Origin of the sequence: Pseudomonas sp. Sample_16, assembly GCF_004307665.1 — a bacterium.
Lineage (GTDB): Bacteria > Pseudomonadota > Gammaproteobacteria > Pseudomonadales > Pseudomonadaceae > Aquipseudomonas.
In genome coordinates this window covers 15106-40820 of sequence record NZ_RCOB01000200.1, presented here as the reverse complement: position 1 = coordinate 40820, position 25715 = coordinate 15106, and the positions used below count along the sequence as shown (strand labels likewise).

The 25715-nt window shown below is 57.9% G+C and carries 22 protein-coding genes; 9 read left to right on the top strand and 13 right to left on the bottom strand.

Going from position 1 to position 25715, the window contains the following annotated elements; genetic code table 11:
• Window positions 1–4: 4 nt before the first annotated feature.
• The 13 genes from nuoM to D8U69_RS26755 form a co-directional block, all read right to left on the bottom strand.
• The gene (nuoM, locus tag D8U69_RS26815) at window positions 5–1537 is read right to left on the bottom strand and encodes an NADH-quinone oxidoreductase subunit M (protein WP_056854623.1); all 1533 of its coding nucleotides are present in this window, start codon (window positions 1535–1537) and stop codon (window positions 5–7) included.
• A gap of 39 nt (window positions 1538–1576) precedes the next feature.
• Window positions 1577–3430, bottom strand: coding sequence for an NADH-quinone oxidoreductase subunit L (gene nuoL, locus D8U69_RS26810; RefSeq protein ID WP_130908493.1), 1854 nt, complete (start codon window positions 3428–3430; stop codon window positions 1577–1579).
• The gene (nuoK, locus tag D8U69_RS26805; protein WP_007946416.1) at window positions 3427–3735 is read right to left on the bottom strand and encodes an NADH-quinone oxidoreductase subunit NuoK; all 309 of its coding nucleotides are present in this window, start codon (window positions 3733–3735) and stop codon (window positions 3427–3429) included. The genes nuoL and nuoK overlap by 4 nt, the downstream gene beginning before the upstream one ends.
• 2 nt (window positions 3736–3737) lie before the next feature.
• Window positions 3738–4241: an NADH-quinone oxidoreductase subunit J gene (gene nuoJ, locus D8U69_RS26800; RefSeq protein WP_056854621.1), complete on the bottom strand. Its 504-nt coding sequence runs from the start codon at window positions 4239–4241 to the stop codon at window positions 3738–3740.
• A 9-nt stretch (window positions 4242–4250) separates the two neighbouring features.
• Window positions 4251–4799: an NADH-quinone oxidoreductase subunit NuoI gene (gene nuoI, locus D8U69_RS26795; protein WP_047527653.1), complete on the bottom strand. Its 549-nt coding sequence runs from the start codon at window positions 4797–4799 to the stop codon at window positions 4251–4253.
• A gap of 9 nt (window positions 4800–4808) precedes the next feature.
• Window positions 4809–5816, bottom strand: a complete 1008-nt coding sequence (nuoH, locus tag D8U69_RS26790) for an NADH-quinone oxidoreductase subunit NuoH (protein WP_056723843.1) — start codon at window positions 5814–5816, stop codon at window positions 4809–4811.
• Complete coding sequence (gene nuoG, locus D8U69_RS26785) at window positions 5813–8527, bottom strand: NADH-quinone oxidoreductase subunit NuoG (RefSeq protein WP_056854620.1); 2715 nt, start codon at window positions 8525–8527, stop codon at window positions 5813–5815. Before nuoG ends, nuoH begins: the two co-directional genes overlap by 4 nt.
• Window positions 8528–8663: 136 nt before the next feature.
• A complete protein-coding gene (gene nuoF / locus D8U69_RS26780) occupies window positions 8664–10019 on the bottom strand; it encodes an NADH-quinone oxidoreductase subunit NuoF (protein WP_130908492.1) in 1356 nt (451 codons plus the stop codon).
• On the bottom strand, window positions 10016–10513 hold the full coding sequence (gene nuoE / locus D8U69_RS26775) for an NADH-quinone oxidoreductase subunit NuoE (protein WP_008020715.1): 498 nt from the start codon (window positions 10511–10513) through the stop codon (window positions 10016–10018). Before nuoE ends, nuoF begins: the two co-directional genes overlap by 4 nt.
• Window positions 10514–10515: 2 nt before the next feature.
• Window positions 10516–12300, bottom strand: a complete 1785-nt coding sequence (nuoC, locus tag D8U69_RS26770) for an NADH-quinone oxidoreductase subunit C/D (protein WP_056854619.1) — start codon at window positions 12298–12300, stop codon at window positions 10516–10518.
• 72 nt (window positions 12301–12372) lie between these two features.
• Window positions 12373–13047, bottom strand: a complete 675-nt coding sequence (locus D8U69_RS26765) for an NADH-quinone oxidoreductase subunit NuoB (RefSeq protein WP_008032725.1) — start codon at window positions 13045–13047, stop codon at window positions 12373–12375.
• A gap of 10 nt (window positions 13048–13057) precedes the next feature.
• Window positions 13058–13471, bottom strand: coding sequence for an NADH-quinone oxidoreductase subunit A (locus D8U69_RS26760; protein ID WP_003223812.1), 414 nt, complete (start codon window positions 13469–13471; stop codon window positions 13058–13060).
• Between the two features lie 630 nt (window positions 13472–14101).
• Window positions 14102–14863, bottom strand: coding sequence for an SDR family oxidoreductase (locus D8U69_RS26755; RefSeq protein ID WP_015094377.1), 762 nt, complete (start codon window positions 14861–14863; stop codon window positions 14102–14104).
• Window positions 14864–15246: 383 nt separating this feature from the next.
• Here D8U69_RS26755 and D8U69_RS26750 point away from each other — a divergent pair, with 383 nt between their 5' ends.
• The 9 genes from D8U69_RS26750 to leuS all read left to right on the top strand — a co-directional run bounded on the left by D8U69_RS26750 (window position 15247) and on the right by leuS (window position 25715).
• Window positions 15247–16485: an aminotransferase class I/II-fold pyridoxal phosphate-dependent enzyme gene (locus D8U69_RS26750; RefSeq protein WP_130906284.1), complete on the top strand. Its 1239-nt coding sequence runs from the start codon at window positions 15247–15249 to the stop codon at window positions 16483–16485.
• 9 nt (window positions 16486–16494) lie between these two features.
• Complete coding sequence (locus D8U69_RS26745; RefSeq protein ID WP_015094379.1) at window positions 16495–17322, top strand: CoA ester lyase; 828 nt, start codon at window positions 16495–16497, stop codon at window positions 17320–17322.
• A gap of 10 nt (window positions 17323–17332) precedes the next feature.
• The gene (locus tag D8U69_RS26740) at window positions 17333–17857 is read left to right on the top strand and encodes a MaoC family dehydratase (protein ID WP_015094380.1); all 525 of its coding nucleotides are present in this window, start codon (window positions 17333–17335) and stop codon (window positions 17855–17857) included.
• 106 nt (window positions 17858–17963) lie between these two features.
• Window positions 17964–18953, top strand: coding sequence for an ornithine cyclodeaminase family protein (locus D8U69_RS26735; protein WP_015094381.1), 990 nt, complete (start codon window positions 17964–17966; stop codon window positions 18951–18953).
• A gap of 60 nt (window positions 18954–19013) precedes the next feature.
• A complete protein-coding gene (locus tag D8U69_RS26730; protein ID WP_015094382.1) occupies window positions 19014–19997 on the top strand; it encodes a C-terminal binding protein in 984 nt (327 codons plus the stop codon).
• Window positions 19985–20728 carry a class II aldolase/adducin family protein gene (locus D8U69_RS26725; protein WP_015094383.1) on the top strand — a complete coding sequence of 248 codons (744 nt, stop codon included), beginning with the start codon at window positions 19985–19987 and terminating at the stop codon, window positions 20726–20728. Before D8U69_RS26730 ends, D8U69_RS26725 begins: the two co-directional genes overlap by 13 nt.
• Window positions 20725–21840 carry a histidinol-phosphate transaminase gene (locus D8U69_RS26720; RefSeq protein ID WP_130908491.1) on the top strand — a complete coding sequence of 372 codons (1116 nt, stop codon included), beginning with the start codon at window positions 20725–20727 and terminating at the stop codon, window positions 21838–21840. Before D8U69_RS26725 ends, D8U69_RS26720 begins: the two co-directional genes overlap by 4 nt.
• The gene (locus D8U69_RS26715) at window positions 21837–23045 is read left to right on the top strand and encodes an MFS transporter (protein ID WP_241668700.1); all 1209 of its coding nucleotides are present in this window, start codon (window positions 21837–21839) and stop codon (window positions 23043–23045) included. The genes D8U69_RS26720 and D8U69_RS26715 overlap by 4 nt, the downstream gene beginning before the upstream one ends.
• Window positions 23046–23123: 78 nt before the next feature.
• Entirely contained in the window at window positions 23124–25715 is a 2592-nt protein-coding gene (gene leuS / locus D8U69_RS26710; RefSeq protein WP_130908490.1) for a leucine--tRNA ligase, read from the top strand.

The window sequence follows — 25715 nt, the reverse complement described above, 5'->3', positions numbered from 1 at the left end:
GCTCTTACCGGGCCGAAGCGAGTTGAGTGAAGGCGGTGCCGAGCCATTGCTGCACGCCATGCATCGTAGCGGCAGAGGTATCGAGGAACGGTTGTGGGTACACGCCGAGGTAGATCAGCAGTGCAGCCAGACCGACCACCATGATCAGTTCGCGACCGTCCATGCCATGCAGTACCGCGTCCGATTTGGCCGGACCGAAGTACGCACGGTGGATCATGATCAGCGAGTAGACCGAACCGAACACCAGGCCGGTGGTGGCGATGATGGTGACCCATGGAGCGATCGGGAAACTGCCGATCAGGATCAGGAACTCACCGACGAAGTTACCGGTACCCGGCAGACCCAACGACGCTGCTGCAAAGAACAGGCTGAGGGCCGGCAGGTAAGCGATCTTCGACCACAGGCCACCCATTTCACGCATGTCGCGGGTGTGGGTGCGTTCGTACAGTTGGCCACTCAGGATAAAGAGTGCCGCGGCCGACAGACCGTGCGCCAGCATCTGCATCACTGCACCTTGCAGTGCCAGTTGGCTGCCGGAGTAGATGCCGATCAGTACGAAGCCCATGTGGGAAACGGACGAGAAGGCGATCAGGCGCTTGATGTCGGTTTGTGCGAAAGCCAGGAACGCGCCGTAGAAAATCCCGATCAGACCCAGGGTCATGGCGATCGGCGCGAACTCGGCCGAGGCATTCGGGAACAGCGGCAGGGCGAAACGCAACAGGCCGTAGGCAGCGGTCTTCAGCAAGATACCGGCGAGGTCGACAGAACCTGCGGTCGGTGCCTGGGCGTGAGCATCAGGCAGCCAGGAGTGGAACGGTACGACTGGCAGCTTGACCGCGAAGGCGATGAAGAAGCCGAGCATCAGGATGTACTCGGTGGTCATCGACATCTTGGTTTTCAACAGGTCGGCGTAGTTGAAAGTAATCACGCCGGTTTCGTTGAAGTTGACCAGCACCAGGCCGAGGATCGCCACCAACATGATCAGGCCGGAAGCCTGAGTGAAGATGAAGAACTTGGTCGCTGCGTAGATCCGGGTTTTCTTGCCGTCCGAAGAACTGTGACCCCAGAGCGCGATGAGGAAGTACATCGGCACCAGCATCATTTCCCAGAAGAAGAAGAACATGAACAGGTCGAGGGCGAGGAACACGCCGACGACACCGCCCAGGATCCACATCAGGTTCAGGTGGAAAAAGCCAACGTGACGCTGGATCTCTTTCCACGAGCAGAGTACCGAAAGTACACCTAGCAGACCGGTCAGCATGATCATCAACAGCGACAGGCCATCGAGGGCCAGGTGCACGTTGATGCCAAACCGCTGGATCCAGACGTGCTTGAACTCAAGCGCCCAGGTCGGGTCGGCGCCAGGCGCCGGGGCAAATGAATAATCACCGTTGGCCCACAGCCAGAGGCCGAGGCAAAGCAACAGGGACATGGTGATCAGCGCAATCCAGCGGGGGAGGGTGGCGCCGAAGCGCTCACCCATCCAGCACAGCAGGCCGCCGATGAAGGGGATCAGGATTAGCCAAGGCAGAATCATGACGGGCTCGTTTCCTTTCGCAAATTCGCAAGGTTCATATCAGACCGCTACCAGCACGACGGCGCCAATAACCAGCACGGCACCAGCAGCCATCGAGGCGGCATACCAACGCAGTTGACCGGTCTCGGTACGGCTCAGGGCGGTGTGACCGCCTTTGGCCATGCGCGGGATCAAACCGATGGTCTGATCGAGCGGGTCTTTGCGCAGGATGTGGCTGATCGCCAGGTAAGGCTTGACGAACAGTTTGTCGTAGATCCAGTCGAAGCCCCAGGCAGCGAACCACCAGGCCGAAAGGAAACGGCCGATGCCGCTGTTGGCGATGGCGGTGACGAAGCGACGCTTGCCGAGGAACAGCAGCGCGGCCAGCAGGATACCGGCCAGGGCGATGGCGCCCGAAGCGATTTCCAGGCTGTGCTTGGCTTCGCCGCCGGCATGGCCGACGCTTTGCGGCAGCACACCGTGCAGCGGTGGAACGATCATTGCGCCGATGAAAGTCGACAGTATGATCAGCACCGACAGTGGCAGCCAGTGGGCAATGCCGTGACCGGCGTGGGCTTCGGTCTTCGCTTCACCGTGGAACGCGATGAAGATCAGGCGGAAGGTGTACAACGAGGTCATGAACGCGCCGACCAGACCTGCATACAGTAGACCTTCGTTACCGCTGGCGAACGCTTCCCAGAGGATTTCGTCCTTGGAGTAGAAGCCCGCGGTGACCAGAGGCAGGGCCGCCAGGGCCGCGCCGCCGACGATGAAGCTGGCGTAGGCCAGTGGCAGCTTCTTCCACAGACCACCCATCTTGAAGATGTTCTGCTCGTGGTGGCAGGCAACGATCACCGCACCGGAAGCAAGGAACAGCAGGGCCTTGAAGAAGGCGTGGGTCATCAGGTGGAAGATCGCGCCATCCCAGGCGCCGACACCCAGGGCCAGGAACATGTAGCCGATCTGGCTCATGGTCGAGTAGGCGAGGATACGCTTGATGTCGGTCTGGACCAGGGCTGCGAAGCCAGCCAGAACCAGGGTCACGCCACCAACGATGCCCACCAGGTGCAGGATTTCCGGCGCCAGGGTGAACAGGCCGTGGGTACGGGCAATCAGGTAAACGCCTGCTGTCACCATGGTTGCAGCGTGGATCAGTGCCGAAACCGGCGTTGGACCGGCCATCGCGTCTGCCAGCCAGGTTTGCAGCGGCAGTTGTGCGGATTTACCGACAGCGCCACCGAGCAGCATCAGGGTGGCCATGACCATCCAGAAGTCGCCGGCCTGGAATTTCTGCGGTGCCAGCACCAGCAGTTCCTGGACGTTCAGCGTGCCCAGTTGGGCAAACAGAATGAACAGGCCGATGGCCATGAACACGTCACCGATTCGGGTCACGATGAAGGCTTTGAGTGCAGCGTTACCGTTGTTGCGGTTGCTGTAGTAGAAACCGATCAACAAGTACGAGCACAGGCCCACGCCTTCCCAACCGAAGTACAGGAACAACAGGTTATCGCCCAGCACCAGGAACAGCATGCTGGCGATAAACAGGTTGGTGTAGGCGAAGAAGCGCGAGTAACCGGCTTCACCGCGCATGTACCAGGATGCGAACAGGTGGATCAGGAAGCCGACGCCGACAACCACGCCGAGCATGGTCACGGACAGGCCGTCCAGATACAGCGCGAAGTTCGGCGTGAAGCCTTCCACCGCCATCCACTGCCACAACACCTGGGTGTAGTGGCCGCCTTCTGGCGGGGCGACGTTGAATTGCCAGATCACGTAGGCGGTAACGATTGCCGACAGACCGATGGAGCCCACGCCGATCAGCGCGGCCAGGTTTTCCGAGAGGCGTCCACGGGAGAACGACAGCAGCAGAAAACCAATGAGAGGGAATACGAAAGTCAGAAAGAGTAGGTTCATCCGCGCATCTCACTGGCAGCGTCGATATCGAGCGTGTGGAAGCGGCGATACAGTTGCAACAGGATCGCCAGGCCAATACTGGCCTCGGCGGCTGCCAGGCTGATCACCAGGATGAACATGATCTGTCCATCCGGCTGCGCCCAGCGGCTACCGGCAACGATGAACGCCAGTGCAGAGGCGTTCATCATCACTTCAAGACTCATCAACACGAACAAAATGTTGCGACGGACCATCAGGCCGACCAGGCCGAGGCAGAACAGGATGCCGGCGACCGCCAGACCATGCTCCATGGGGATAGCAGGCATCGTCATTGCTCCTTGGCTTCGTTGCGGCCCAAGTGGAACGCCGTGACGGCTGCGGCGAGCAGCAGCATCGAGGCGAGTTCGACCACCAGCAGGTAAGGACCGAACAGGCTGATGCCCACGGCCTTGGCGTCTACGGTGGTGTGGCCGATGGCTTCACCGCTCTGGTGGGAGAACAGCACGTACAGCAGTTCAACCAGCAGCAGCGCGGCGAGGGCGACGGGGCCGCCCCAGATACCGGGCTTGAGCCAGACGCGCTCTTGCTGAACCGAGGCCGGGCCAAGGTTCAGCATCATCACCACGAACACGAACAGCACCATGATGGCGCCAGCGTAGGCGATCACTTCCAGGACACCGGCAAACGGTGCGCCGAGGGCGAAGAACGTCATGGCCACGGCGATCAGCGAAATGATCAGGTAGAGCAGGGCGTGCACAGGGTTGGTGTTGGTGATCACGCGGAGCGTGGACACTACAGCGATACCCGATGCAAAATAGAAAGCGAATTCCATCTTTCTTCCTTAAGGCAGCAAGCTCTTCACGTTGATCGGTTCGGCTTCATTCTGCGCGGAGCCTTTCGGCTTCCCGGCAATCGCCATACCTGCAACACGATAGAAGTTGTAATCAGGGTTTTTGCCGGGGCCGGAGATCAGCAGATCTTCTTTCTCGTAAACCAGGTCCTGACGTTTGAACTCGGCCATTTCGAAATCCGGCGTGAGCTGGATCGCGGTGGTCGGGCAGGCTTCCTCGCAGAGGCCGCAGAAAATGCAGCGCGAGAAGTTGATGCGGAAGAAGTCCGGGTACCAGCGACCGTCTTCGGTTTCAGCTTTCTGCAGCGAGATGCAGCCGACCGGGCACGCCACGGCGCACAGGTTGCAGGCTACACAGCGCTCTTCACCGTCGGGGTCGCGGGTCAGGACGATACGGCCACGGTAGCGCGGCGGCAGGTAGACCGGTTCTTCCGGGTACTGCAGCGTGTCGCGCTTGCGGAAGGCGTGGCCGAAGATCATCACCAGGCTGCGAAGCTGGGTGTAGAGGCCATGCACGATGTCAAATATGTACTTCATGATTCTCTATCCTCACTGAGCCGCGACGGCGGGCGTGTTGAGCAACACGATCGCAGCGGTCACCAGCATGTTGACGAGGGTCAGCGGCAAGCAGAACTTCCAGCTGAAATCCATCACTTGGTCATACCGTGGGCGCGGAATCGAAGCGCGCAACAGGATGAAGATCATGATGAAGAACGCGGTTTTCAGTGCAAACCAGATGAACGGGATCTGCGGCAGAATGCCGAACGGACCGTGCCAGCCACCGAAGAACAGGGTCACCAGCAGCGCCGAGATCAGCACGATGCCGATGTACTCGCCGACGAAGAACATGCCCCATTTCATGCCGGCGTATTCAATGTGGTAACCGTCGGCCAGTTCCTGCTCCGCTTCCGGCTGGTCGAACGGGTGACGGTGAGTCACGGCCACGCCAGCGATGAAGAAGGTCAGGAAACCGAAGATCTGCGGAATGATGAACCACAGGTTCTGCGCCTGGTATTCAACGATGTCGCGCATGTTGAACGAGCCGACCTGGATCACGATACCCATCAGCGACAGGCCCATGAACACTTCGTACGACACGGTCTGGGCCGAGGCACGCAAGCTGCCCAACAGGGCGAACTTGTTGTTGCTCGACCAGCCGGCGAACAGCACCGCGTAGACCGACAGGCCAGCCATGGCGAAGAAGAACAGGATGCCGATGTTGATGTCCGCCACGCCCCAGGTCGGGGTGATCGGGATGATCGCGAAGGCAATCAGCAGGGCGCTCATGGCGACTACCGGTGCCAGGGTGAAGATCATCTTGTCGGCGAATGGAGGCGTCCAGTCTTCCTTGAAGAACATCTTGATCATGTCGGCGGCGATCTGGAAAGCGCCGAACGGACCGACGCGGTTCGGACCGTAACGGTCCTGCCAGAGGGCGAGCAAGCGACGCTCGACCCAGCTCAGCAGAGCACCGCAGACCACCACGGCAAGCAGAATCACCACGGCCTTGAGGACCGCGATGATCACGTCGATCACTTCAGGAGTGAACAAGGTCATTGCGCTGCCTCCTGCAGACCGTCAACGGATTTGCCAAAGATCGCTGGCGGAATGCCGGCGATGCCCGCAGGCAATGCAACCAGACCAGCGCCCAGCTCTTCATTGATGCGCAGCGGCAGACGCAAGGTCTGGCCTGCCACGTTCAGGCTCAGCATGGCACCGTCGTTGACACCCAGGCGGTCGGCTTCGGACTTGGCCAGTGCAACGTAGGCTGCTGGAATACGTTCCTGAACCGGCGCGGCTTTCGAAGAGTTTTCTTCGCTGCCGAACAGGTGGAAGAACGGTACAACCTGCCAGGTACCCTGGGCCGGGTTAAAGGCGCGCGGAACACTGGCGAACCAGTTCAGCGAATCACCGGTGCTTTCGATCAGGCGGGTGCCCGGGTCGCCAGCGCGGATGTGACCGCCGACTTCGTCCTGGAACTTGTTCCAGGCCTGCGGCGAGTTCCAGCCCGGAGACCAGGCGAACGGCACTTGCTGACGCGGTTCGGCGGAGCCCGAGTAACCTTCCATCGAGAAGGCGAATGCGGTGTCCTTGTCCTGCGGGGTACGCGGTTCGTGCACGCTGATGTCGGCGCGCATGGCGGTACGACCGGAGTAGCGCAGCGGTTCACGGGCCAGTTTCATGCCCTTGATGCGGAACGCGGCGGACGGTGCGGCGTCGACGATGCGGTTCAGGATCGAAGTGCTGGAAGCGACAGCGGCGGTGACGTGGTCCAGTTGGGTCCAGTCGATCGGCTGGTTCAGCAGGGTCGCGCGCAGGGCATGCAGCCAGCGCCAGCCTTCGTGAACCAGGATGCTCGCGTCCATGTACTTCGGATCGAAGACCTGGAAGAAGCGCTGGGCGCGGCCTTCCTGGCTGACCAGGGTACCGTCGCCTTCAGCGAAGCTGGCGGCTGGCAGCACCAGGTGCGCGCGATCGCTGGTGGCGGTCTTCTGATGGTCGGCAACGATGACCACTTTCGCGGCAGTCAGCGCGGCATCGACACGGGCCTTGTCGGTACGGGTGTACAGATCGTTTTCCAGCACGACGATGGCGTCGGCCTTGCCATCGATCACCGCTTGCAGCGCGGCGTCGACCGATTCGCCACCGAGCATGGCCAGGCCGAGGCTGTTGGCTTCAGGCACGATCAGGCTGATGGAACCGTTCTTCTCACGCAGCTTCAAGGCCTTGGCGATGTTCGCGGCGGCTTCGATCAGGGCTTTGGAGCCCAGGGAAGTACCGGCGATGATCAGCGGGCGCTTGGCCGCGAGCAGGGCATCGGCGATGCGCTGGGCCAGTTCGAGCGCTTCAGCGTCCAGGCCTTCAACGGCTGGAGCGCTGGTGTCGAGGGCGTGAGCCACGGCGAAACCGATACGGGCCAGATCGTCCGGAGCGGCGTGAACGCACTCTTCGGCGATGTCGTCGAGCTTGGTTTCAGCCAGGCTGGCGATGAACAGCGGGTTCAGCGCGTGCTGGCCGATGTTCTTCACGGCGGCGTCGAGCCAAGGCTGAACGCGCATGGCGTCGGCCATGTCTTCGGCCTTGCCTTTGACCGACTGACGCAGCGACAGCGCAACACGGGCGGCAGTCTGGGTCAGGTCTTCACCGAGGACGAAAATCGCATCGTGGTCTTCGATGTCACGCATGTTCGGCACTGGCAACGGGCTGTCTTTCAGCACTTGCAGGACCAGACGGATGCGCTCCAGTTCGCCGGCTTCGATACCCGAATAGAAGTGCTCGGCACCGACCAGTTCGCGCAACGCGTAGTTGCTTTCGAGGCTGGCGCGAGGCGAGCCGATACCGACGATGTTGCGACCGCGCAGCAGGTCGGCGGCTTTATCCAGCGCTTCGTCGAGGCTCAGTTTGGTGCCGTTGGCCAGCAGTGGCTGACGTGGGCGGTCTTCGCGGTTGACGTAGCCATAGCCGAAACGGCCACGGTCGCACAGGAAGTACTGGTTCACCGAACCGTTGTAACGGTTTTCGATGCGACGCAGTTCACCGTAACGTTCGCCCGGGGAAATGTTGCAACCGCTGGAGCAGCCATGGCAGATGCTCGGCGAGAACTGCATGTCCCATTTACGGTTGTAGCGTTCGGAGTGAGTCTTGTCGGTGAACACACCGGTCGGGCAGACCTCGGTGAGGTTGCCGGAGAACTCGCTTTCCAGGGTGCCGTCTTCAACGCGACCGAAGTAAACGTTGTCGTGGGCGCCGAATACACCGAGGTCGGTGCCGCCGGCGTAGTCCTTGTAGAAGCGCACGCAGCGGTAGCAAGCGATGCAGCGGTTCATCTCGTGGGAAATGAACGGGCCCAGTTGCTGGTTCTGGTGGGTACGCTTGGTGAAGCGGTAACGGCGCTCGTTGTGGCCGGTCATTACCGTCATGTCTTGCAGGTGGCAGTGACCGCCTTCTTCACAGACCGGGCAGTCGTGAGGGTGGTTGGTCATCAGCCATTCGACAACACTGGCGCGGAACGCCTTGGACTCTTCATCTTCGATGGAGATCCAGGTGTTGTCGGTGGCAGGGGTCATGCAGGACATGACGATACGACCACGGGTGTCGTTCTCGTCGGTGTACTGCTTGACCGCGCACTGGCGGCAAGCGCCAACGCTGCCGAGGGCAGGGTGCCAGCAGAAATAAGGGATATCGAGGCCTAGCGACAGACATGCCTGTAACAGGTTGTCTGCCCCATCGACTTCGAGCTCTTTGCCGTCTACGTGGATAGTGGCCATGGTTCAAAGTTCTTCGTTGGCCCGGTGTCAGCGGGCGTGGCTAATGGAATCTTGTTGTCCGCGTGAATCAACACAGCCGCTTACGGCGTCATCACACGAAAAGCGAAGGGCACGGACCCTTCGCTTCTTTAAGCGTTTACGCGCCGACTACGATCGGCCTCGCCAGAGGCGGGACGGCGGCGCTGACAGGCGCGATACCGGCTTCGAACTCATGGCGGAAGTATTTGATTGCGCTGCCCAACGGCTCCACGGCGCCCGGTGCGTGAGCACAGAAGGTCTTGCCCGGGCCGAGGAAACCGACCAGACCCAGCAGGGTCTCGATGTCGCCCGGCTGGCCCTTGCCCTGTTCGATGGCCATCAGGAGCTTGACGCTCCATGGCAGACCATCGCGGCACGGGGTGCAGAAACCGCAGGATTCGCGAGCGAAGAACTGCTCCATGTTGCGCAGCAGGGACACCATGTTGACGCTGTCGTCCACCGCCATGGCCAGGCCGGTACCCATACGGGTGCCCACTTTGGCGATGCCGCCGGCGTACATTTGGGCGTCCAGGTGTTCCGGCAACAGGAAGCCGGTACCGGCGCCGCCTGGCTGCCAGCACTTGAGCTTGTAACCGTCGCGCATGCCGCCGGCGTAGTCTTCGAACAGTTCGCGACCGGTGACGCCAAAAGGCAGTTCCCACAGACCCGGATTCTTGACCTTGCCGGAGAAGCCCATGAGCTTGGTGCCCATGTCTTCACTGCCTTCGCGGGCCAACGATTTGTACCAGTCCACGCCGTCGGCAATGATCGCCGGCACGTTGCACAGGGTCTCGACGTTGTTCACGCAAGTCGGCTTGCCCCACACGCCAACGGCGGCAGGGAAGGGCGGCTTGGAGCGCGGGTTGGCGCGGCGGCCTTCGAGGGAGTTGATCAGTGCGGTTTCTTCACCGCAGATATAACGCCCGGCACCGGTGTGGACGAACAGCTCGAAATCAAAACCCGAACCCAGAATGTTCTTGCCCAGCAGGCCCGCGGCCTTGGCTTCTTCCACGGCACGGTTCAGGTGCTTGGCGGCAGTGGTGTATTCGCCACGCAGGAAGATGTAGCCACGGTAGGTTTTCAGTGCGCGGGCACTGATCAGCATGCCTTCGATCAGCAGATGGGGCAGTTGCTCCATCAGCATGCGGTCTTTCCAGGTGTTGGGCTCCATTTCATCCGCGTTGCACAGCAGGTAGCGGATGTTGATGGATTCGTCCTTGGGCATCAGGCCCCACTTCACGCCAGTGGGGAAGCCTGCACCGCCGCGACCCTTGAGGCCGGAATCTTTCACGGTCTGGACGATGTCGTCCTGAGCCATGTCGGCGAAGGCCTTGCGCGCAGCGGCGTAGCCGTTCTTGGCCTGGTACTCGTCGAGCCATACGGCTTCGCCGTCGTCACGCAGACGCCAGGTGAGCGGGTGAGTCTCGGCCGAACGCTTGATGCGGTTGGCCGGGCCGAAAGAAGTCAGGGTCATACGTAGCCCTCGAGCAATTTGGCAACGCCTGCTGGCTGCACATCACCGAACGTGTCGTCGTCGATCATCAACGCCGGCGCCTTGTCGCAGTTGCCGAGGCAGCAGACCGGCAGCAGGGTGAAACGACCGTCGGCGGTGGTTTGACCCAGGCCGATGCCGAGCTTGCTCTGGATTTCGCTGACCACCGACTCGTGGCCACCGATGTAGCAGACCATGCTGTCGCAGACGCGAATGATGTGACGGCCCACCGGCTGACGGAAGATCTGGCTATAGAACGTCGCCACGCCTTCAACGTCGCTCGCCGGGATACCGAGGATCTCGCCAATGGCGTACAGAGCGCCGTCCGGCACCCAGCCACGTTCCTTCTGGACGATCTTCAGGGCTTCGATCGACGCCGCGCGCGGGTCTTCGTAGTGATGCAACTCGTGCTCGATGGCCGAGCGCTCGGTTTCACTCAAGGTGAAACGGTCTGTCTGGATAAGCGTGCTGTTCATGCTTAGCGGTCCACGTCGGCCATAACGAAATCGATACTACCCAGGTACGCGATCAAGTCCGCGACCATGCTGCCTTTGATCACCGAAGGGATCTGCTGCAGGTGCGGGAAGCTTGGGGTACGAATCCGGGTGCGGTAGCTCATGGTGCCGCCATCGCTCGTCAGGTAATAACTGTTGATGCCCTTGGTCGCTTCGATCATCTGGAAGGATTCGTTGGCCGGCATGACCGGGCCCCACGAAACTTGCAGGAAGTGCGTGATCAGGGTTTCGATGTGCTGCAGGGTGCGCTCTTTCGGCGGCGGCGTGGTCAGCGGGTGATCCGCCTTGTACGGGCCTTCCGGCATGTTGCGCATGCACTGCTCGATGATCTTGATGCTCTGGCGCATTTCTTCGACGCGCACGATGCAGCGGTCGTAGGCATCGCCATTGGCAGCCAGCGGCACTTCGAATTCGAAGTTCTCGTAACCCGAGTACGGACGCGCTTTACGCAGGTCGAAGTCGCACCCGGTGGCACGCAGGCCGGCACCGGTGACGCCCCATTCCAGGGCTTGTTTGGTGTTGTAGTCGGCGACGCCGATGGTCCGGCCACGCAGGATGCTGTTGTCCAGTGCGGCTTTCTGGTATTCGTCCAGACGCTTGGGCATCCACTCGACGAAATCCTTCACCAGTTTTTCCCAGCCGCGCGGCAGGTCGTGGGCGACGCCACCGATGCGGTACCAGGCCGGGTGCAGACGGAAACCGGTGATGGCTTCGATCACCGTGTACGCCTTCTGGCGGTCGGTGAAGGTGAAGAACACCGGGGTCATGGCGCCGACGTCCTGGATGTAGGTACCCAGGAACAGCAGGTGGCTGGTGATCCGGAAGAACTCGGCCATCATGATGCGGATGACGTCGACTTTCTCCGGCACCTTGATGCCGGCCAGCTTCTCGACCGAGAGCACGTACGGCAGGTTGTTCATCACGCCGCCGAGGTAGTCGATACGGTCGGTGTACGGGATGAAGCTGTGCCAGGACTGACGCTCGGCCATTTTCTCGGCGCCACGGTGGTGGTAACCGATGTCCGGAACGCAATCGACGATTTCTTCACCGTCCAGCTGCAGGATGATGCGGAACGCACCGTGCGCCGAAGGGTGGTTCGGACCGAGGTTGAGGAACATGTAGTCCTCGTTCGGGCCGGAACGTTTCATGCCCCAGTCTTCTGGCTTGAAGCGCGCGGCTTCTTCCTCGAGCTGTTGCTTGGCCAGGGTCAGGCTGAACGGATCGAATTCGGTGGCGCGCGCCGGGAAGTCCTTGCGCAGCGGGTGACCTTCCCAGGTCGGCGGCATCATGATGCGCGACAGGTGAGGGTGGCCTTTGAAGTCGATGCCGTACATGTCCCAGACTTCACGCTCGTACCAGTTGGCGTTCGGCCAGATGCTGGTGACGGTCGGCAAGCTGAGGTCGCTCTCGGACAAGGCGACCTTGATCATCACGTCACTATTACGTTCGATCGACAGCAAGTGGTAGAACACGGAGAAATCGGCGCCGCTTGGCAACCCTTGACGCTTGGTGCGCAGACGCTCGTCCACGCCGTGCAGGTCATAAAGCATGACGTACGGCTTGGGCAGGTTACGCAGGAACGTCAGGACTTCGACGAGTTTGGCGCGGGCAACCCAAAGCACCGGCATGCCGGTGCGGGTAGGCTGGGCGGTGAACGCCTCCGGGCCAAAACGGTTGTTCAGTTCGACGACCACATCCTGGTCGTCTGCCTTGTAAGGCGGGATGTACAGAGCACTGCCTGTAGTCATGGTTATTTATCGCTTTCGGTCAACGTAAAGAATGAAGCCAGTTTCTCGTTCTATAAAAGAAGCAGATCTGGATCAGACTTCGTCGGGGCTGCGCAGGTTGGTGACTGCGATTCGCTGTTCGCGGCGCTTGTCCTTCTCGGAAGGCATCTCGGCGCGGTATACGCCTTGATCACCAACGACCCAGGAAAGCGGACGACGCTCCTGTCCAATCGACTCCTGCAACAGCATCAGGCCTTGCAGGAAAGCTTCAGGACGGGGCGGGCAGCCAGGCACGTAGACGTCCACGGGCAGGAACTTGTCCACCCCTTGAACGACAGAGTAGATGTCGTACATGCCACCGGAGTTGGCGCACGAACCCATGGAAATGACCCATTTGGGTTCGAGCATTTGCTCGTAGAGACGCTGAATGATCGGCGCCATCTTGATGAAGCAGGTACCGGCGATAACCATGAAATCCGCCTGACGCGGCGATGCCCGGATAACTTCGGCGCCAAAGCGCGCGATGTCGTGGGGCGCCGTGAAGGCGGTGGTCATTTCCACATAGCAGCACGAAAGGCCGAAGTTATACGGCCACAGGGAGTTCTTGCGCCCCCAGTTGATCGTGCCGTTAAGCACGTCTTCGAGCTTGCCCATGAAAATGTTTTTGTGGACTTGATCTTCTAACGGATCGGAAACGGTTTCCCGTTCGCCAATCGGATACTGCTCGTTAGGAGCATCGGGGTCGATCCTGGTGAGATTGTATTGCATTGCCAAAGCCTCATTGTTTCAGCTTCGCTTGCCGCTTGCGCCGAGCTTCCGGTGCCCAATCAAGGGCGCCCACTCGGAATAGGTAGACAAGACCTGCCAACAGAATTGCTATGAAAACGAGAGCTTCGACGAATCCGGTCCAGCCGCTTTCGCGGACGGACACAGACCATGCAAAGAGAAAGAGGGCTTCGATATCGAAGATCACGAATAGCATCGCGACCAGATAGAATTTGGCTGAGAGCCGCAAGCGGGCGCCACCTGTAGGTAGCATGCCGGACTCGAACGGTTCGTTTTTGCTGCGGCCCCAGGCTTTTGACCCAAGGAGGCTGGAGACGCCCAGCATGAAGGCACAGAGGCCGACGACGCCTAGAAGGAAAATGGCAAAGCCCCAGTTGTGGGCCATGAGTCCTGTCGCTTCGGGCATGCTGGTAATCCTTAACAGAGAGCAAAGGTCTCTGAGCTTGAAAAAGAACAAAGCAGTGACGATATGTCGCAGCAATCAATCCCGCTGATTTTATGGCTAAACACCCCGCAAGTAAAATTCCTATAGCGAAATTATTTATAGGAATAAGGACATAGCGCACCTCCAAAGCCCCGCAGCCCATGCGATGCGGGCATTAGCAGGGTTTTCATCAATTATGTTTTGTAGGGAATGTAACGAACATAGTTGTCGCCAAATGATAATCAATATTGTTTGAGTCGGTTTTCAAACTGTTTAACGGGTGAGTGGTCGGGAAGTTGTCTTACATGCGCGCTACTGCGAGCAGCGGACGGGGCATTTTTACCTTGGTTTTCCGAGCGAGAAACTGCTCTGGAACAATGTTTTTCCCTGAATCACCATCGCCCGCTCCCACAGGGTTCGGCGGTGATTGTATATCTCAGGCAAAAACGCCCCGAACCAGGTCGGGGTATCAGATGTGCGGCGTTGCGGTTGGCTTTCGGTCCGCAACGGCCAGTTGTTTAGGCCAAGCAGATCAGAGGCGACAGGTACGACCTTGCTATGCCTCGTGCCAATAGGAAAAAAACATAAAGTCTGCTGCGACTTTAAGGTTCTCTAAATACAGCTGTGCCCCCCATCAATTACCAGATCAGCACCGGTCATCCATGATGACTCATCGGATGCCAGGAGGATGGCAGCGCCCGTCATATCCGAGGGAATTCCGGCGCGCTGCATTGGAATCTCTTTTTTTCTGTTCTGCCATAGCTCTGGAGCGTCCCGCCACTGGTTGGCGTTGCCGTTGGTGGCGGTCAGTCCAGGTGAAAGGGTGTTGACCCTGATGCCATAGGGAGCCAGTTCCAAGGCACAGCTTCGTGTAAGCATCGACAGTGCTGCCTTGCTGGCTTGATACGCTGACATTCGGCTGACTGCCTTGAAGGCGCTGACCGATGAAATGTTAATGATGCTGCCGCCCTGTTTGCGTGCTATGCAATCTTTTGCAAAGCGTTGAGTTGCAAAGAAGGGGAAGCGGAGGTTGACTGCAAGGGTGCGTTCGTACTCATCGCCGCTCAGCTCCAGAAATGGAGTGCGGGTTATGAATGCGGGATTATTGACAAGTATATCTATCGGTCCGATGTCTGCGTGCGCTTTCTCGAAGAGCGCATTTACGCTACAGCTTTCGGCATCCATAAGCATGAAACTGGCCCGCTGTTCAAGACGCTCGGCTATTTCAATAACTGCACGCGCGCCGGCTTCATCAGTGCGTGCGGTAATGAAAACGTCGGCCCCCTGCGCAATGAAAGCTTCGGCTATTGCTCTTCCAATGCCTGCCGATGCGCCTGTTATTAGAGCTCGCTTACCTTTTAATCTTCCTTCCATGAAGGAACCTCCGTTTGGTGGTTGGGTGCAAATAGTTCAAGTAGGCGTAACGTTTGAATATAGAGAGGGATCTGCATTTTGCTGGCGTGGGATCTAACAAAACTATCTTGGTTTGTTACATGATAATTCAGAGCGGCGTTGGGTATAATTTCTCATCAGGATTGCACTTGCGTAAATATCTATCTGTTGAAGCTTTGTTAGTATTTCGGTTTGGTTTTGGCGAAAATTCCTACGGAACTTTCATTCGTAAATTACAGACTTTTCTGAGTTGCCGGAAAGAAATGAGTGTGTAAGGCTAATTGGGCTGGCATGAAGTGGCTGGTGTATTGAATTTTGCTGTTGTACTGGCTCTTCATGTGTCATCGGTCATAGAGAGGTCGTGTATGTCAGAGCAAAAAAATAAATATATCAACACTGCCAGATCCGTCGAAATGGGTAATCCCTCCTGGGGGCTTGCACAAGAGTCGGGGCTTACCGATTTGAGTATCGAGCATACTCGACAGGGGCGCATGCAAGACCAGAACGGTCATGAATTCATGAACATGTGCTCTTGTTCATATTTGGGGCTTGAGGTCGATGAACGTCTGGCGCGACGTGCTGCAGATTATGTGCTGAGTTGCGGTACCGTGAATTTGCCCACTTCGCGTATCCGAATAAGGTTGAAAGAGCTCGATGAGCTTGAAGACGCCTTATCTGCCCATTTCAATTGTCGAGCATTCACAGCGACTTCCTGCAGCGCGGGCATCGTCGCGTCTCTTCCCCTGCTGGCAGCCGGTATGTTTACTGATGGCCAGCGCCCCTTTTTGATCTTTGATAAACATGCCCATTTTGCACTGAACCAGGTCAAGGCCATCTGCGGTGATGAAACGCAGGTTGTCACTTGCAATCACAATGATGTCGATTTCATCGAGGATATGTGCAAGCGTCATCCTTTGGTCGCGTATGTTGCTGACGGTGCTTACAGTATGGGGGGAAGTGCGCCTATTGAGCGGCTGTTGGCTTTGCAGGACAAGTTTGGGCTGTTTCTCTACTTCGATGATTCTCATTCATTGAGCGCCTATGGCGAGCGGGGTGAAGGTTATATTCGTACTTTCCTGCCTGAGCTCAATCCGCGGACCCTGTTGGTTTATTCATTGGCCAAGGCATTTGGCGCCAATGGAGGCGGTATATTCATGTCGGAGAAGGCCAACTATCAGAAGATTTTCCGTCGTTTTGGCGGGCCAATGTCCTATTCGCAATATGTGAATCCCGCCGCTATAGGCGCTGCCATGGCTTCTCTGGATATTCACAAGACCAGTGAGCTTGGCGTTTTGCAGCAGAAGCTTAGTGCCAATATTTGCCTGTTCGACAGCTTGTTTGCGACGGAGCACGCGGGGTCGGGTCTACCGATTCGGGTTATCCCATTAGACAGTCCGGATATGGCGATTTCTGTTTCGGAGGGTGTCTTCAAACGCGGGTATTACACCTCGGCAGTATTCTTTCCCATCGTGGCCAGGAACAAATCCGGTTTGCGCGTGATGATGCGTGCAGACATGTCCCAAGAAGATGTCCGGAGCTTCTGCTCCGCTGTCCAGGCAGCGGTCAAAGAGGCCCGTCTGAACCTGAAACCTGTCCAGCGTTGAGAGGTTGCGATGTCCAATCCCACACCAAGAAGTTTGCTGTATTGCTCCGCCTTGCACCCTGAGCAATACGCCAAGAGTGCTCTGACGGATGTCATGGTGATTGATCTGGAGGACGGTGTTCCGCTCTCTGGGAAAGCTGAAGCCCGGTTGTGTGTCGAACAGTTCTATCGTTCCCGTGTTACGCAGCGTACAGCACTGCGTATCAATCCTCTGCGGGACAATCAAGGGTTGCTCGATCTGCTGCTGGTGCAATCACTTGACCAGCGGCCCGAGTTCGTTGTCCTGGCAATGACCGAAGCGGCGGCGGAGATAGAGGTGGTGCGCGCCAATTTAAGTCGTGATGGAGAAAGTCCGAAAATACTGGTCACCGTCGAAACACCGGCCTGTCTGCGGGATATTTACGCCATTGCATCGAGTGCCGATGGACTGATCTTTGGTTCCGCCGACTATGCGGCCAGCCTGGGGGTGCAGATCGGTGGCTGGAGCAACATCCTGCATGCCCGTGGGAGCATCGTCGCGGCCGCAAGCGCCGCGGGTATTCCCGCGTTCGACACCGCTTACTTCAATCTCGACGACGAGGCGGGGCTGCTGAAGGAATGCCAGGACACCCGGGAGTTGGGATTCAGTGGCAAGACCTCCATTCACCCAAGGCAGATTCCCATCATCAATGATGTGTTCACTCCTTCCATCGCTGAGTACGAACATGCTTTGGCAGTTGTGCAGGCTGCGGAGAACAGTGGTGAAAAAATCACCCGGTTGAAAAACCTCATGGTGGGACCGCCGTTTGTGAAGCAAGCCAGGAAACTTATCCAGCGCGCCCAGGAACTGGGCCTTTGAGGAGAAGGTTATGGAACCGATGATTTCGGCCCATGTACGGATCGGTGCAAATCGCTACCGGGAGTCTTATGGCTTGCACTACGAAGAGTTTGTGGTGGGGGATGTATTCGAGCACCGCCCCGGCCGAACTGTGACTGAGCTGGACAACATCTGGCAGTCACTGGTGAACATGAACAACCATCCTGCACATATCGACGTTGCTTATGCCCAGCGCACCGAATTCGGGAAATTGCTGGTCAACAGTTCGGTGACCTTGTCGATTATCAGCGGCATGACGGTAGCGACAATGAGTGCCCGGGCGATCGCAAACCTGGGCTGGGACGAAATTCGTCTGCCAAATCCGGTTTATGTCGGCGACACCTTGTACGCCGAGAGCGAGGTTGTCTCCAAGCGTGAATCCCGATCGCGTCCGGGGCAAGGCATTGTCACCATCAGGGTGATTGGTCGTAAGCAGGATGACACCCCCGTGATCACTTACCTGCGCACCTTTTTGGTTCCCAAGCAAGGGCATTCCCAAGACTACCCGGTCGGCTAGGCGTCTCGGGATGGCGATGTCGATGGATGGAGGCACTCAAGCATGAGTGCTGCCGGCTCGAGGATGGCCCGTATCTTCGAAAAGCTTTGATGGAAAAGTAAAAGCCATGCTGCTTCTTAATCGCGAAGATATCGGGCGTTGTGTCGAGTTACTAACGCTTGTTCGCGCACTCGAAAAAGCCCACCGGGGGTTTGCACTCTCGCCTCCTGTGGTTCCGCAACGTTCGATCATCACACACGAGCGACAGAAAGCATTCTCTTTGTTCATGCCGGCCTTTTTGCCCGGAAGCCAGACGCTGGGCATCAAAGTGTCGTCGTTTCATCCCGGCAACGCTATGCATGGGTTATCGGGGGTCAATGGCGCGGTTTTGCTGATCGATATCGACAGCGGGAGGTTGCTAGCCATGATTGACAGTGCAGCCCTGACGGCGATTCGTACCAGTGCCATGAGTGCCCTGGCGACGGACAAGCTCTGCCCGCGGGAGCGACTCAATCTGGCGGTGATCGGTGCTGGGGCTCAGGCCGCAGCGCATACCAAGGCGATGGCCGCTATCAGAGATCTGGGGCAGGTCAGGATATTTTCCCGTTGCCTGGCCAAAAGTGTCGCTTTGGCCGAGCGCCTGTCCATTGAGCTTGCGCTGCCGGTCGAGGCCGTCAACCGCATGGAGGAGGCGCTGGCTGATGCGGACATAGTCTGCACGACGACCTCCCATGACAGTCCACTGCCCTTGATTGGAGTGCATCAGCTCAAATCCGATGCCCATATCAATGCCATTGGTGGCAGTACGCTTCAGGCATGCGAGATCGATCCCCGGTTACTGGGCAACGCTCAAGTTCATGTCGATCATTTGGACGCCGCATGTCGTGAGTCGGGCGAAATTGCTCAGGCGTTGGCGTTGTCGGTGATTGGTGTAAAGGACATCCGGGAAATCGGTGCTTTAGCCGTCGAGCAGCCTTCGCCAGTAACGCATAAACAAGGTCTGAGTTATTTCCGCAGCGTCGGCCACGCCAGTCAGGACATGGTGGTCGCTGCCTGCCTATATGACGTGGCCATGGCACGGAACATCGGCAAACACTGCGACTACCTCAGCGGCTGAGGGCTGCCAGGCGCGAAATTTGAATCGGCAATGCTACTGCTAGGGAAGGAGGAGAAGCTCATGAATATTCTGATGATCGATTCGCGGAGAGTGAATTATGTCGACCCTGGGGAGTATGTCTCGGGTTCGGCGCATCAGCCCTATAGCCTGGAGGTCACATCCCGGCCCTCGGATGAACAATTGGCCCGCGCCGACGGGATCATCGCCTTTCATTCGGTTGTCATCGACGCGCCATTGGTGGCCAGGATGCATCGATGCCGCGCGTTGGTGAAGGCGACCATTGGCCTTGATGATGTGGATGTCGAGGCTTTGAGCGCGAAAGGCATTCTTTGCTCCAACATCGGCTCTGTGGGGGCGGAGGAAGTCGCGGAGCACGCCATGGCGTTGATTCTCTTTGCCCAGCGCAAGCTTCTCGACTACGCCAGGCACACCCGGCAGGGCGGCTGGAGCTGGCGAGCTCATACTGGCGAGGTCAAAGCCTGCGCAGATACGGTCCTGGGGTTGATCGGTTATGGCGCAACAGGGCGAGCATTGGCGCGCAGAGCGGTGGCCCTGGGTTACCGGATTTGTTTTTACGATCCTTGGGTCGAGCGCTGTGTCGAAGGTATTGCGCAGGGCGGCACGCTGGAGTCGTTGCTCGATACGGCCGATGTCATATCGCTGCATTTGCCTCTTAATCCGGACACTGCGCATTTGATGAACGATGCGCGATTTTCGCGGATGAAGCACGGTGCGACCCTGGTCAATACTGCGCGAGGTGGCATCGTCGATACCAATGCTCTGCTTCTGGCCCTGCAGTCCGGGGTAGTGTCAATGGCACTGCTGGATGTCGTGCAGGAGGAACCGGCACCTCCCCAGGCCCTGATCGAACATGAGCGTGTGTTATTGACGCCGCATGCCGCGTTTTACAGCGAACGCTCTCTGGCCGATTTGAAGGCCAATGCCCTGGAAACGATTCTGGGTCTGCTACAGGGGACAAAGATCAAAACCGTGGTCAATCCCGATTGCGTATCGGGGGGAGGCAAAGGGATATGCCTGAATTAAAACTGGCGGGACTTGAAACTTCCCGATCCGGGTTGCCAGCCTGGTTCGACGTGGCGATCGGCAGCAGTATTCTTCAATACGGTCAGCGCTTGGCGGCGCGACAGCTGTTGGTCAATACGCTGGGCAATATCGCTGTACGAAGCCACTGCGCATACTGGCAGCGCGAAGTGATCTACACCAAACACCGCGGCGTCTCCCTGGAAGAGTGCGGTCTTGAACATCTGGCTGTGCTGGATATGCAGTCCGATGAGCTTTTGCACGGTCGTTTCAGACCCAGCCTGGGGCACCAGATGCACCGGGAAATCATGCGCTGTCGCGCTGATGTCAATGCCACGGTGCATCTTCATCCCAATGAAGTCATTTCCTTCTTCGCTGTCATGCAATGGCGTGAAATGGAGTACGTGTCGAACGACACGGCACTGGTGATGGGCAAGCCACCGTGCATTCTTGGTGAGGGTGTGAATGTCGAACTGGATGTCAGTGCCATTGGCCGCTGCGCCAGCGACACCAACTGCATTGTCATGCCCAGTCATGGCATTACCTGTTTTGGCCGCGACCTGTCCGAGGCGTTTCATCGTGCCGTGGCATTCACTGCGGAAATCAGTCGATTGATTACGAGCCAGTATTTATCGGCGGCCACAGGGAAGTCGGTGGTGTATGCCAGCGACGAAGAGGTCAGGCAGATGTATGAGCTCGGCGAACAGGTGATCTACGGAGGGATGCACAAATGAAGTTTCACGGACGCATCTTGCGTTCCGGATTATGGAAGTCTCCGGAACGCGATCTCTCGTCGGTGTTGCTGGATCTGAATGAAAACCAGTTTCTACATGAGTTTCTGGCGCGGTTCATGGCCACCGAATTGAAGCCTCGGGATCTGTTCACCTACCCCAATTATCAGCCACTCCTTAGCGAGCTGGCAAAGTACTGCAAGGTGTCGACCGACAGCTTGCTGTTGAGCAATGGGGCGGATCAGGCAATCGATCTGGTGATACGGTCGGTGTTTTCGCCCGGGGATCGGGTGGTAGTTCCTTCTCCGGTTTTTTCCTTCTATTACCAGATGCTCGACGTCAATGGCGTGGCGCCGGTGATCGTGGGCTTCGAGAAACAAGCCCAAAGATTCGTGCTGCCGACCGAGGCTGTGCTCGAGGCTTTGCAAACCTGTCAGGGACTGATCCTGTGTAACCCCAACAATCCTCTGGGCGTACGTATTGATCCTGAGCAATTGAAAGCTCTTGTCGAGACTTGTGTAAGACAAGACAAGCCGATGATCGTTGACGAATGCTACTTTGAGTACCTGCAACACTCGTGTCTGGATACATTCAACACGGCCAGGCAGTTGTTCGTCATCCGTTCGTTCTCAAAGTACTTTGGCCTTGCCGGGTTGCGTCTGGGGTATGTGATCACGCGACCGGAATCAATCCGTGAACTGATGAAGGTGCGCGGACCCTGGGATGTAAACCATGTGGCGGTGAAAGCTGCGCTGTTCTGCTTGCAGAACCGGGAAGCATTGCAGCGGGCTCACGATAAACTCGCGCAGATCAAGCGTGAAATAATCGAAGTCTGTCGGGCCAACGCGATCGTCGTATACGAAAGCGATACGAATTTTTTGCTGTTGCAGGATCAGTCCGACGGTCGTCTGGCCAACGCTTTCGCTCAGGCCAAAATTCGCGTCAGCGACTGTTCGCAGTACCCCCACAGCTTCGGCCTGCTCGACAATATGTTGCGTGTGGCCATTCCTGCTTCGTCGGATCTCAAAACATTCCTGATGGCAATATTGCTTGGCAGCGGCAGTACGGCTGCCAGCGTTGCTCACTTGCGCAGCGTCGAGGTGATTCTCAAGTGAAGGAATTGCTGAAAAGGATCGGTATGGCAGAAGGGATGCGCAATATCGTTTTGCTTCGGTTGCTGTTCGTCATGGCGAATGCCTTGGGGCCTTTTGCTGCTTTGTTTTTCCAGCGCCACTACCAGCTCGACAGTTCGGCGGTGGCCTTGGTAATCACGCTGATGTCGGCGTTCTATCTGTTGGGCAATCTGTTGGGCGGGGTGCTGATCGGTCGTTGTTCCTTCCGGGTGCTATTGATCTGTACCTCGTCTTGTTCATCGGTGTTTTTGTTGTTGGCTGCACTGTTCAGCTCATCGATCGCATCCATTGTGATGGTGCTGCTGTTCATGCTGTGTGCGGGCCTGATCACGCCGGTATTTAGTGTCCTCACGTCCTTGGTGGCGGATGAAAGCAATCGCGTCGCCAACTTTGGCTATTTACACCTGGCCAGCAATCTGGGGGGCGCGCTGCTGTTCGTGATTGGTGGGTATTTGCTCGGCCTGGACAGTCACTACCTGATGATTTTTGCGATGGTCGTGAGTGTGTTGTGCCTTTTGGCGAGTATCTTTCTGGCTCTGCCGGAACGCCAGAGCGCCGTACCTGAAGCCAGAAGGGCTTCCATCGGCGCACTGGTTGATGTGCCAAGGATCGTGATCGTTGCGGGCGCAATGTTCTTTGCGTTGTCGGTGCTGGATGCGCAGCGTGAATATCAGCTGCCTCTATGGCTTGACGTGGTAACGGCGGGGAAGGCCGCCAGCGTGTTCGGTGCTGTAGGTATCGTCAATGCGTTGATGGTGATCGTGTTGACGCAACCACTGATAGCGTTGACGTCGCGTTTCGGGGCGCTCACCAATCTGTCCCTGGCTGCGGTTTTTTACGGTATCGGATTTGGCGCCTATGCCTTTTTCGAGCAGACAGTTCTGATCCTGTCGTTTGTTTTCTTCTGGACGCTGGGTGAGATTCTCGGCATTACCTACATCACCGCGCTGATTTCGCAGAAAACCACATTGCAAACCCAGGCCAGTCTTTTTTCCCTTATTCCGATCGTGCTGGCGGGGGCGAGGATGGTATCCGTAGGGCTGGGCGCCTCGTTGATCAGCGGGGTCGGTTTCCAGCTGAGTTGGAGTCTTTATGGGCTGTTGGGCCTCCTGTTCGGAGGCGGCTGTCTTTTGGTTGCTGCCAGGTGGGCTGTAGCGCCCCGTGTTTCATCGCCGGACAGGAACTGAAGCAAATCGACCGGTAACTTTTAAGGAGTGTGAGCCGAGCGAGTCGTTGTTCAGCTCCTGCAATGTTGAGGAACCTCTATGCGACCACAGTATGATCCAGTCTGGGTTGAAAGTACGGCTCAGGCCAAATGGCTTCAAGGTGATGTATTCAGGGCGGTCGAAGATCAAAGTCGGCCGAAGTTTTATGCCTGCTCGATGCTTCCCTATCCATCGGGAAAGTTGCATATGGGGCACGTTCGCAACTATACGATCAACGACATGTTGGCCCGTCATTTACGCATGAAAGGGTTCAATGTCCTGATGCCGATGGGCTGGGATGCTTTTGGTTTGCCGGCAGAGAATGCGGCCATGCAGTCGGGTGTTTCTCCCGCCGAGTGGACACGACTGAACATTGCGGACATGAAGGCGCAAATGCAGCCGCTGGGGCTGGCCTTCGATTGGTCGCGCGAGATCGCCACCAGCGACCCACAGTATTACAAATGGAGTCAGTGGTTCTTCCTCAAGTTGCTGGAAAAGGGCGTGGCCTACAAGAAAACCCAGATAGTCAACTGGGATCCTGTCGACCAAACGGTGCTGGCCAATGAGCAGGTGATCGAAGGTCGAGGCTGGCGCTCGGGGGCGCTGGTCGAGAAGCGGGAAATTCCCGGGTACTACCTGCGTATCACGCAATATGCCGAAGAGTTGCTATCGGCCATCGACACGCTGGATGGCTGGCCCGACAGGGTGCGCACCATGCAGCGCAACTGGATCGGCAAGGCCAGCGGTGTTCGTCTGGTATTTGCCCACCAGATCCGGGATGCGTCGGAGCAACTTATCGATGCAGGCAAGCTGTGGGTGTTCACAACCCGGGTGGATACGCTGATGGGGGTGACCTTCTGTGCCATTTCTCCCGAGCATGCACTGGCCAGGCGGGCTCTGGAGCTTGATCCGAGCCTGGAGTTGCAGGTGCGGGCGTGTCGTCAAGCGGCGGATGCCGGTCCCGCCTCCAGCGTTCAGGTCAAGATCGGCGTTCCCAGCGGTTTGCACGTCGAGCACCCGTTGACCGGTGAGCCTGTCGCACTGTGGATTACCAACTATGTGCTCAGCGAATACGGTGAAGGGGCCCTGATGGCCGTGCCTGCCCACGATGAGCGTGACTTCAACTTTGCCCATCAATACGGTTTGCCTGTTCGCCAGGTCATTGCCTCCGATGATCAGGCGTACGAGCCCGAGGTCTGGTCAGACGATTACACCCGTCGGGACGGCCATCTGATCAACTCCGGCACCTTCGATGGGCTGACAGTCGAACAGGCCACTCAGGCCATCGTCGCGGCGTTGGTTGAATGTGGCATGGGCGAGGAAACCACCACGTGGCGCCTGCGCGATTGGGGGATTTCACGGCAGCGGTACTGGGGAACCCCAATTCCCATCATCCATTGTGAACAATGTGGCGACATCCCGGTACCTTACGCAGATCTGCCCGTGGTGTTACCCACCGATTGTGTTCCCGACGGCAGCGCAAACCCGTTACTGGAACATGAAGGATTTCGCCATGTGGCTTGCCCTCGCTGCGCGGCGCCGGCGCTTCGAGAAACGGACACCATGGATACCTTCGTCGACTCAAGCTGGTACTTCATGCGCTACTGCGATCCCGACAGTGCTACCGCGATGGTGGGGCCAGGCAGCCAATACTGGATGCCCGTCGATCAATACATCGGCGGTATCGAGCATGCTGTGCTGCATTTGCTGTACGCCAGGTTCTGGACCCGGGCTATGCGGGATGAAGGGCTGGTGGCGTTCAGCGAACCGTTCAAGAACCTGTTCACCCAAGGCATGCTGTTGCGGGAAAGTTATTACCGCAAAGCGGATGATGGCAGTCGGCGATGGTTTTATCCCGCGCAGGTGACGGTCGAGTACGATGAAAAAGGTCGCCCGGTAAAGGCTACGGCGCTTGAGGACGGTTTGCCCGTCACCATTGGCGGCGTGGAGAAAATGTCCAAGTCGAAGAACAACGTCGTCGAGCCGAAGGACATCATCAACACGTTCGGCGCCGACACTGCCCGTTTGTTTACTATTTTCGCGGGACCTCCCGACCAGGACACGATCTGGAGCGACAGTGGGGTGGAGGGTGCTTATCGCTTCCTGCGCCGGCTATGGACTTTTGCCTGTGACAGCCGGGCCCCGGATGGTGGGGATGCTCGGGTTGAGGACGTTGCCGAATCCAGACGCGTGCGCTTTGAGATACATCGCTTGCTGCAGCAGATCAACAACGATTACGAACGGCTGCAATACAACACTGTGGTTTCGGGTGCGATGAAGATGTTCAAGGTGCTGGAGGGCGGCAGGTCGGCTGGCCCGCACGCGGCCCGCGAGGGGATGGCGATCCTGTTGCAGGTCCTGTATCCCGTTACGCCGCACATCGCCCAGACACTCTGGGCGGAACTGGGTTTCGCAGGTGACATCTACGACAGTTCGTGGCCGGTACCCGACAATGAAGCCTTGAAACAGAACGAAGTAAAAATGATGGTGCAAGTCAACGGCAAGTTGCGTGGGGACATCATGATCCAGGTTGATGCCGATCACGATGCGATACGGAGCCAGGCATTGGCTGATCCGGTGTTGCGCAGTTATCTGGAAGGCGCGGGCAGGATGATTGTGGTGCCCAATCGACTGGTTAACTTCGTTATCTGA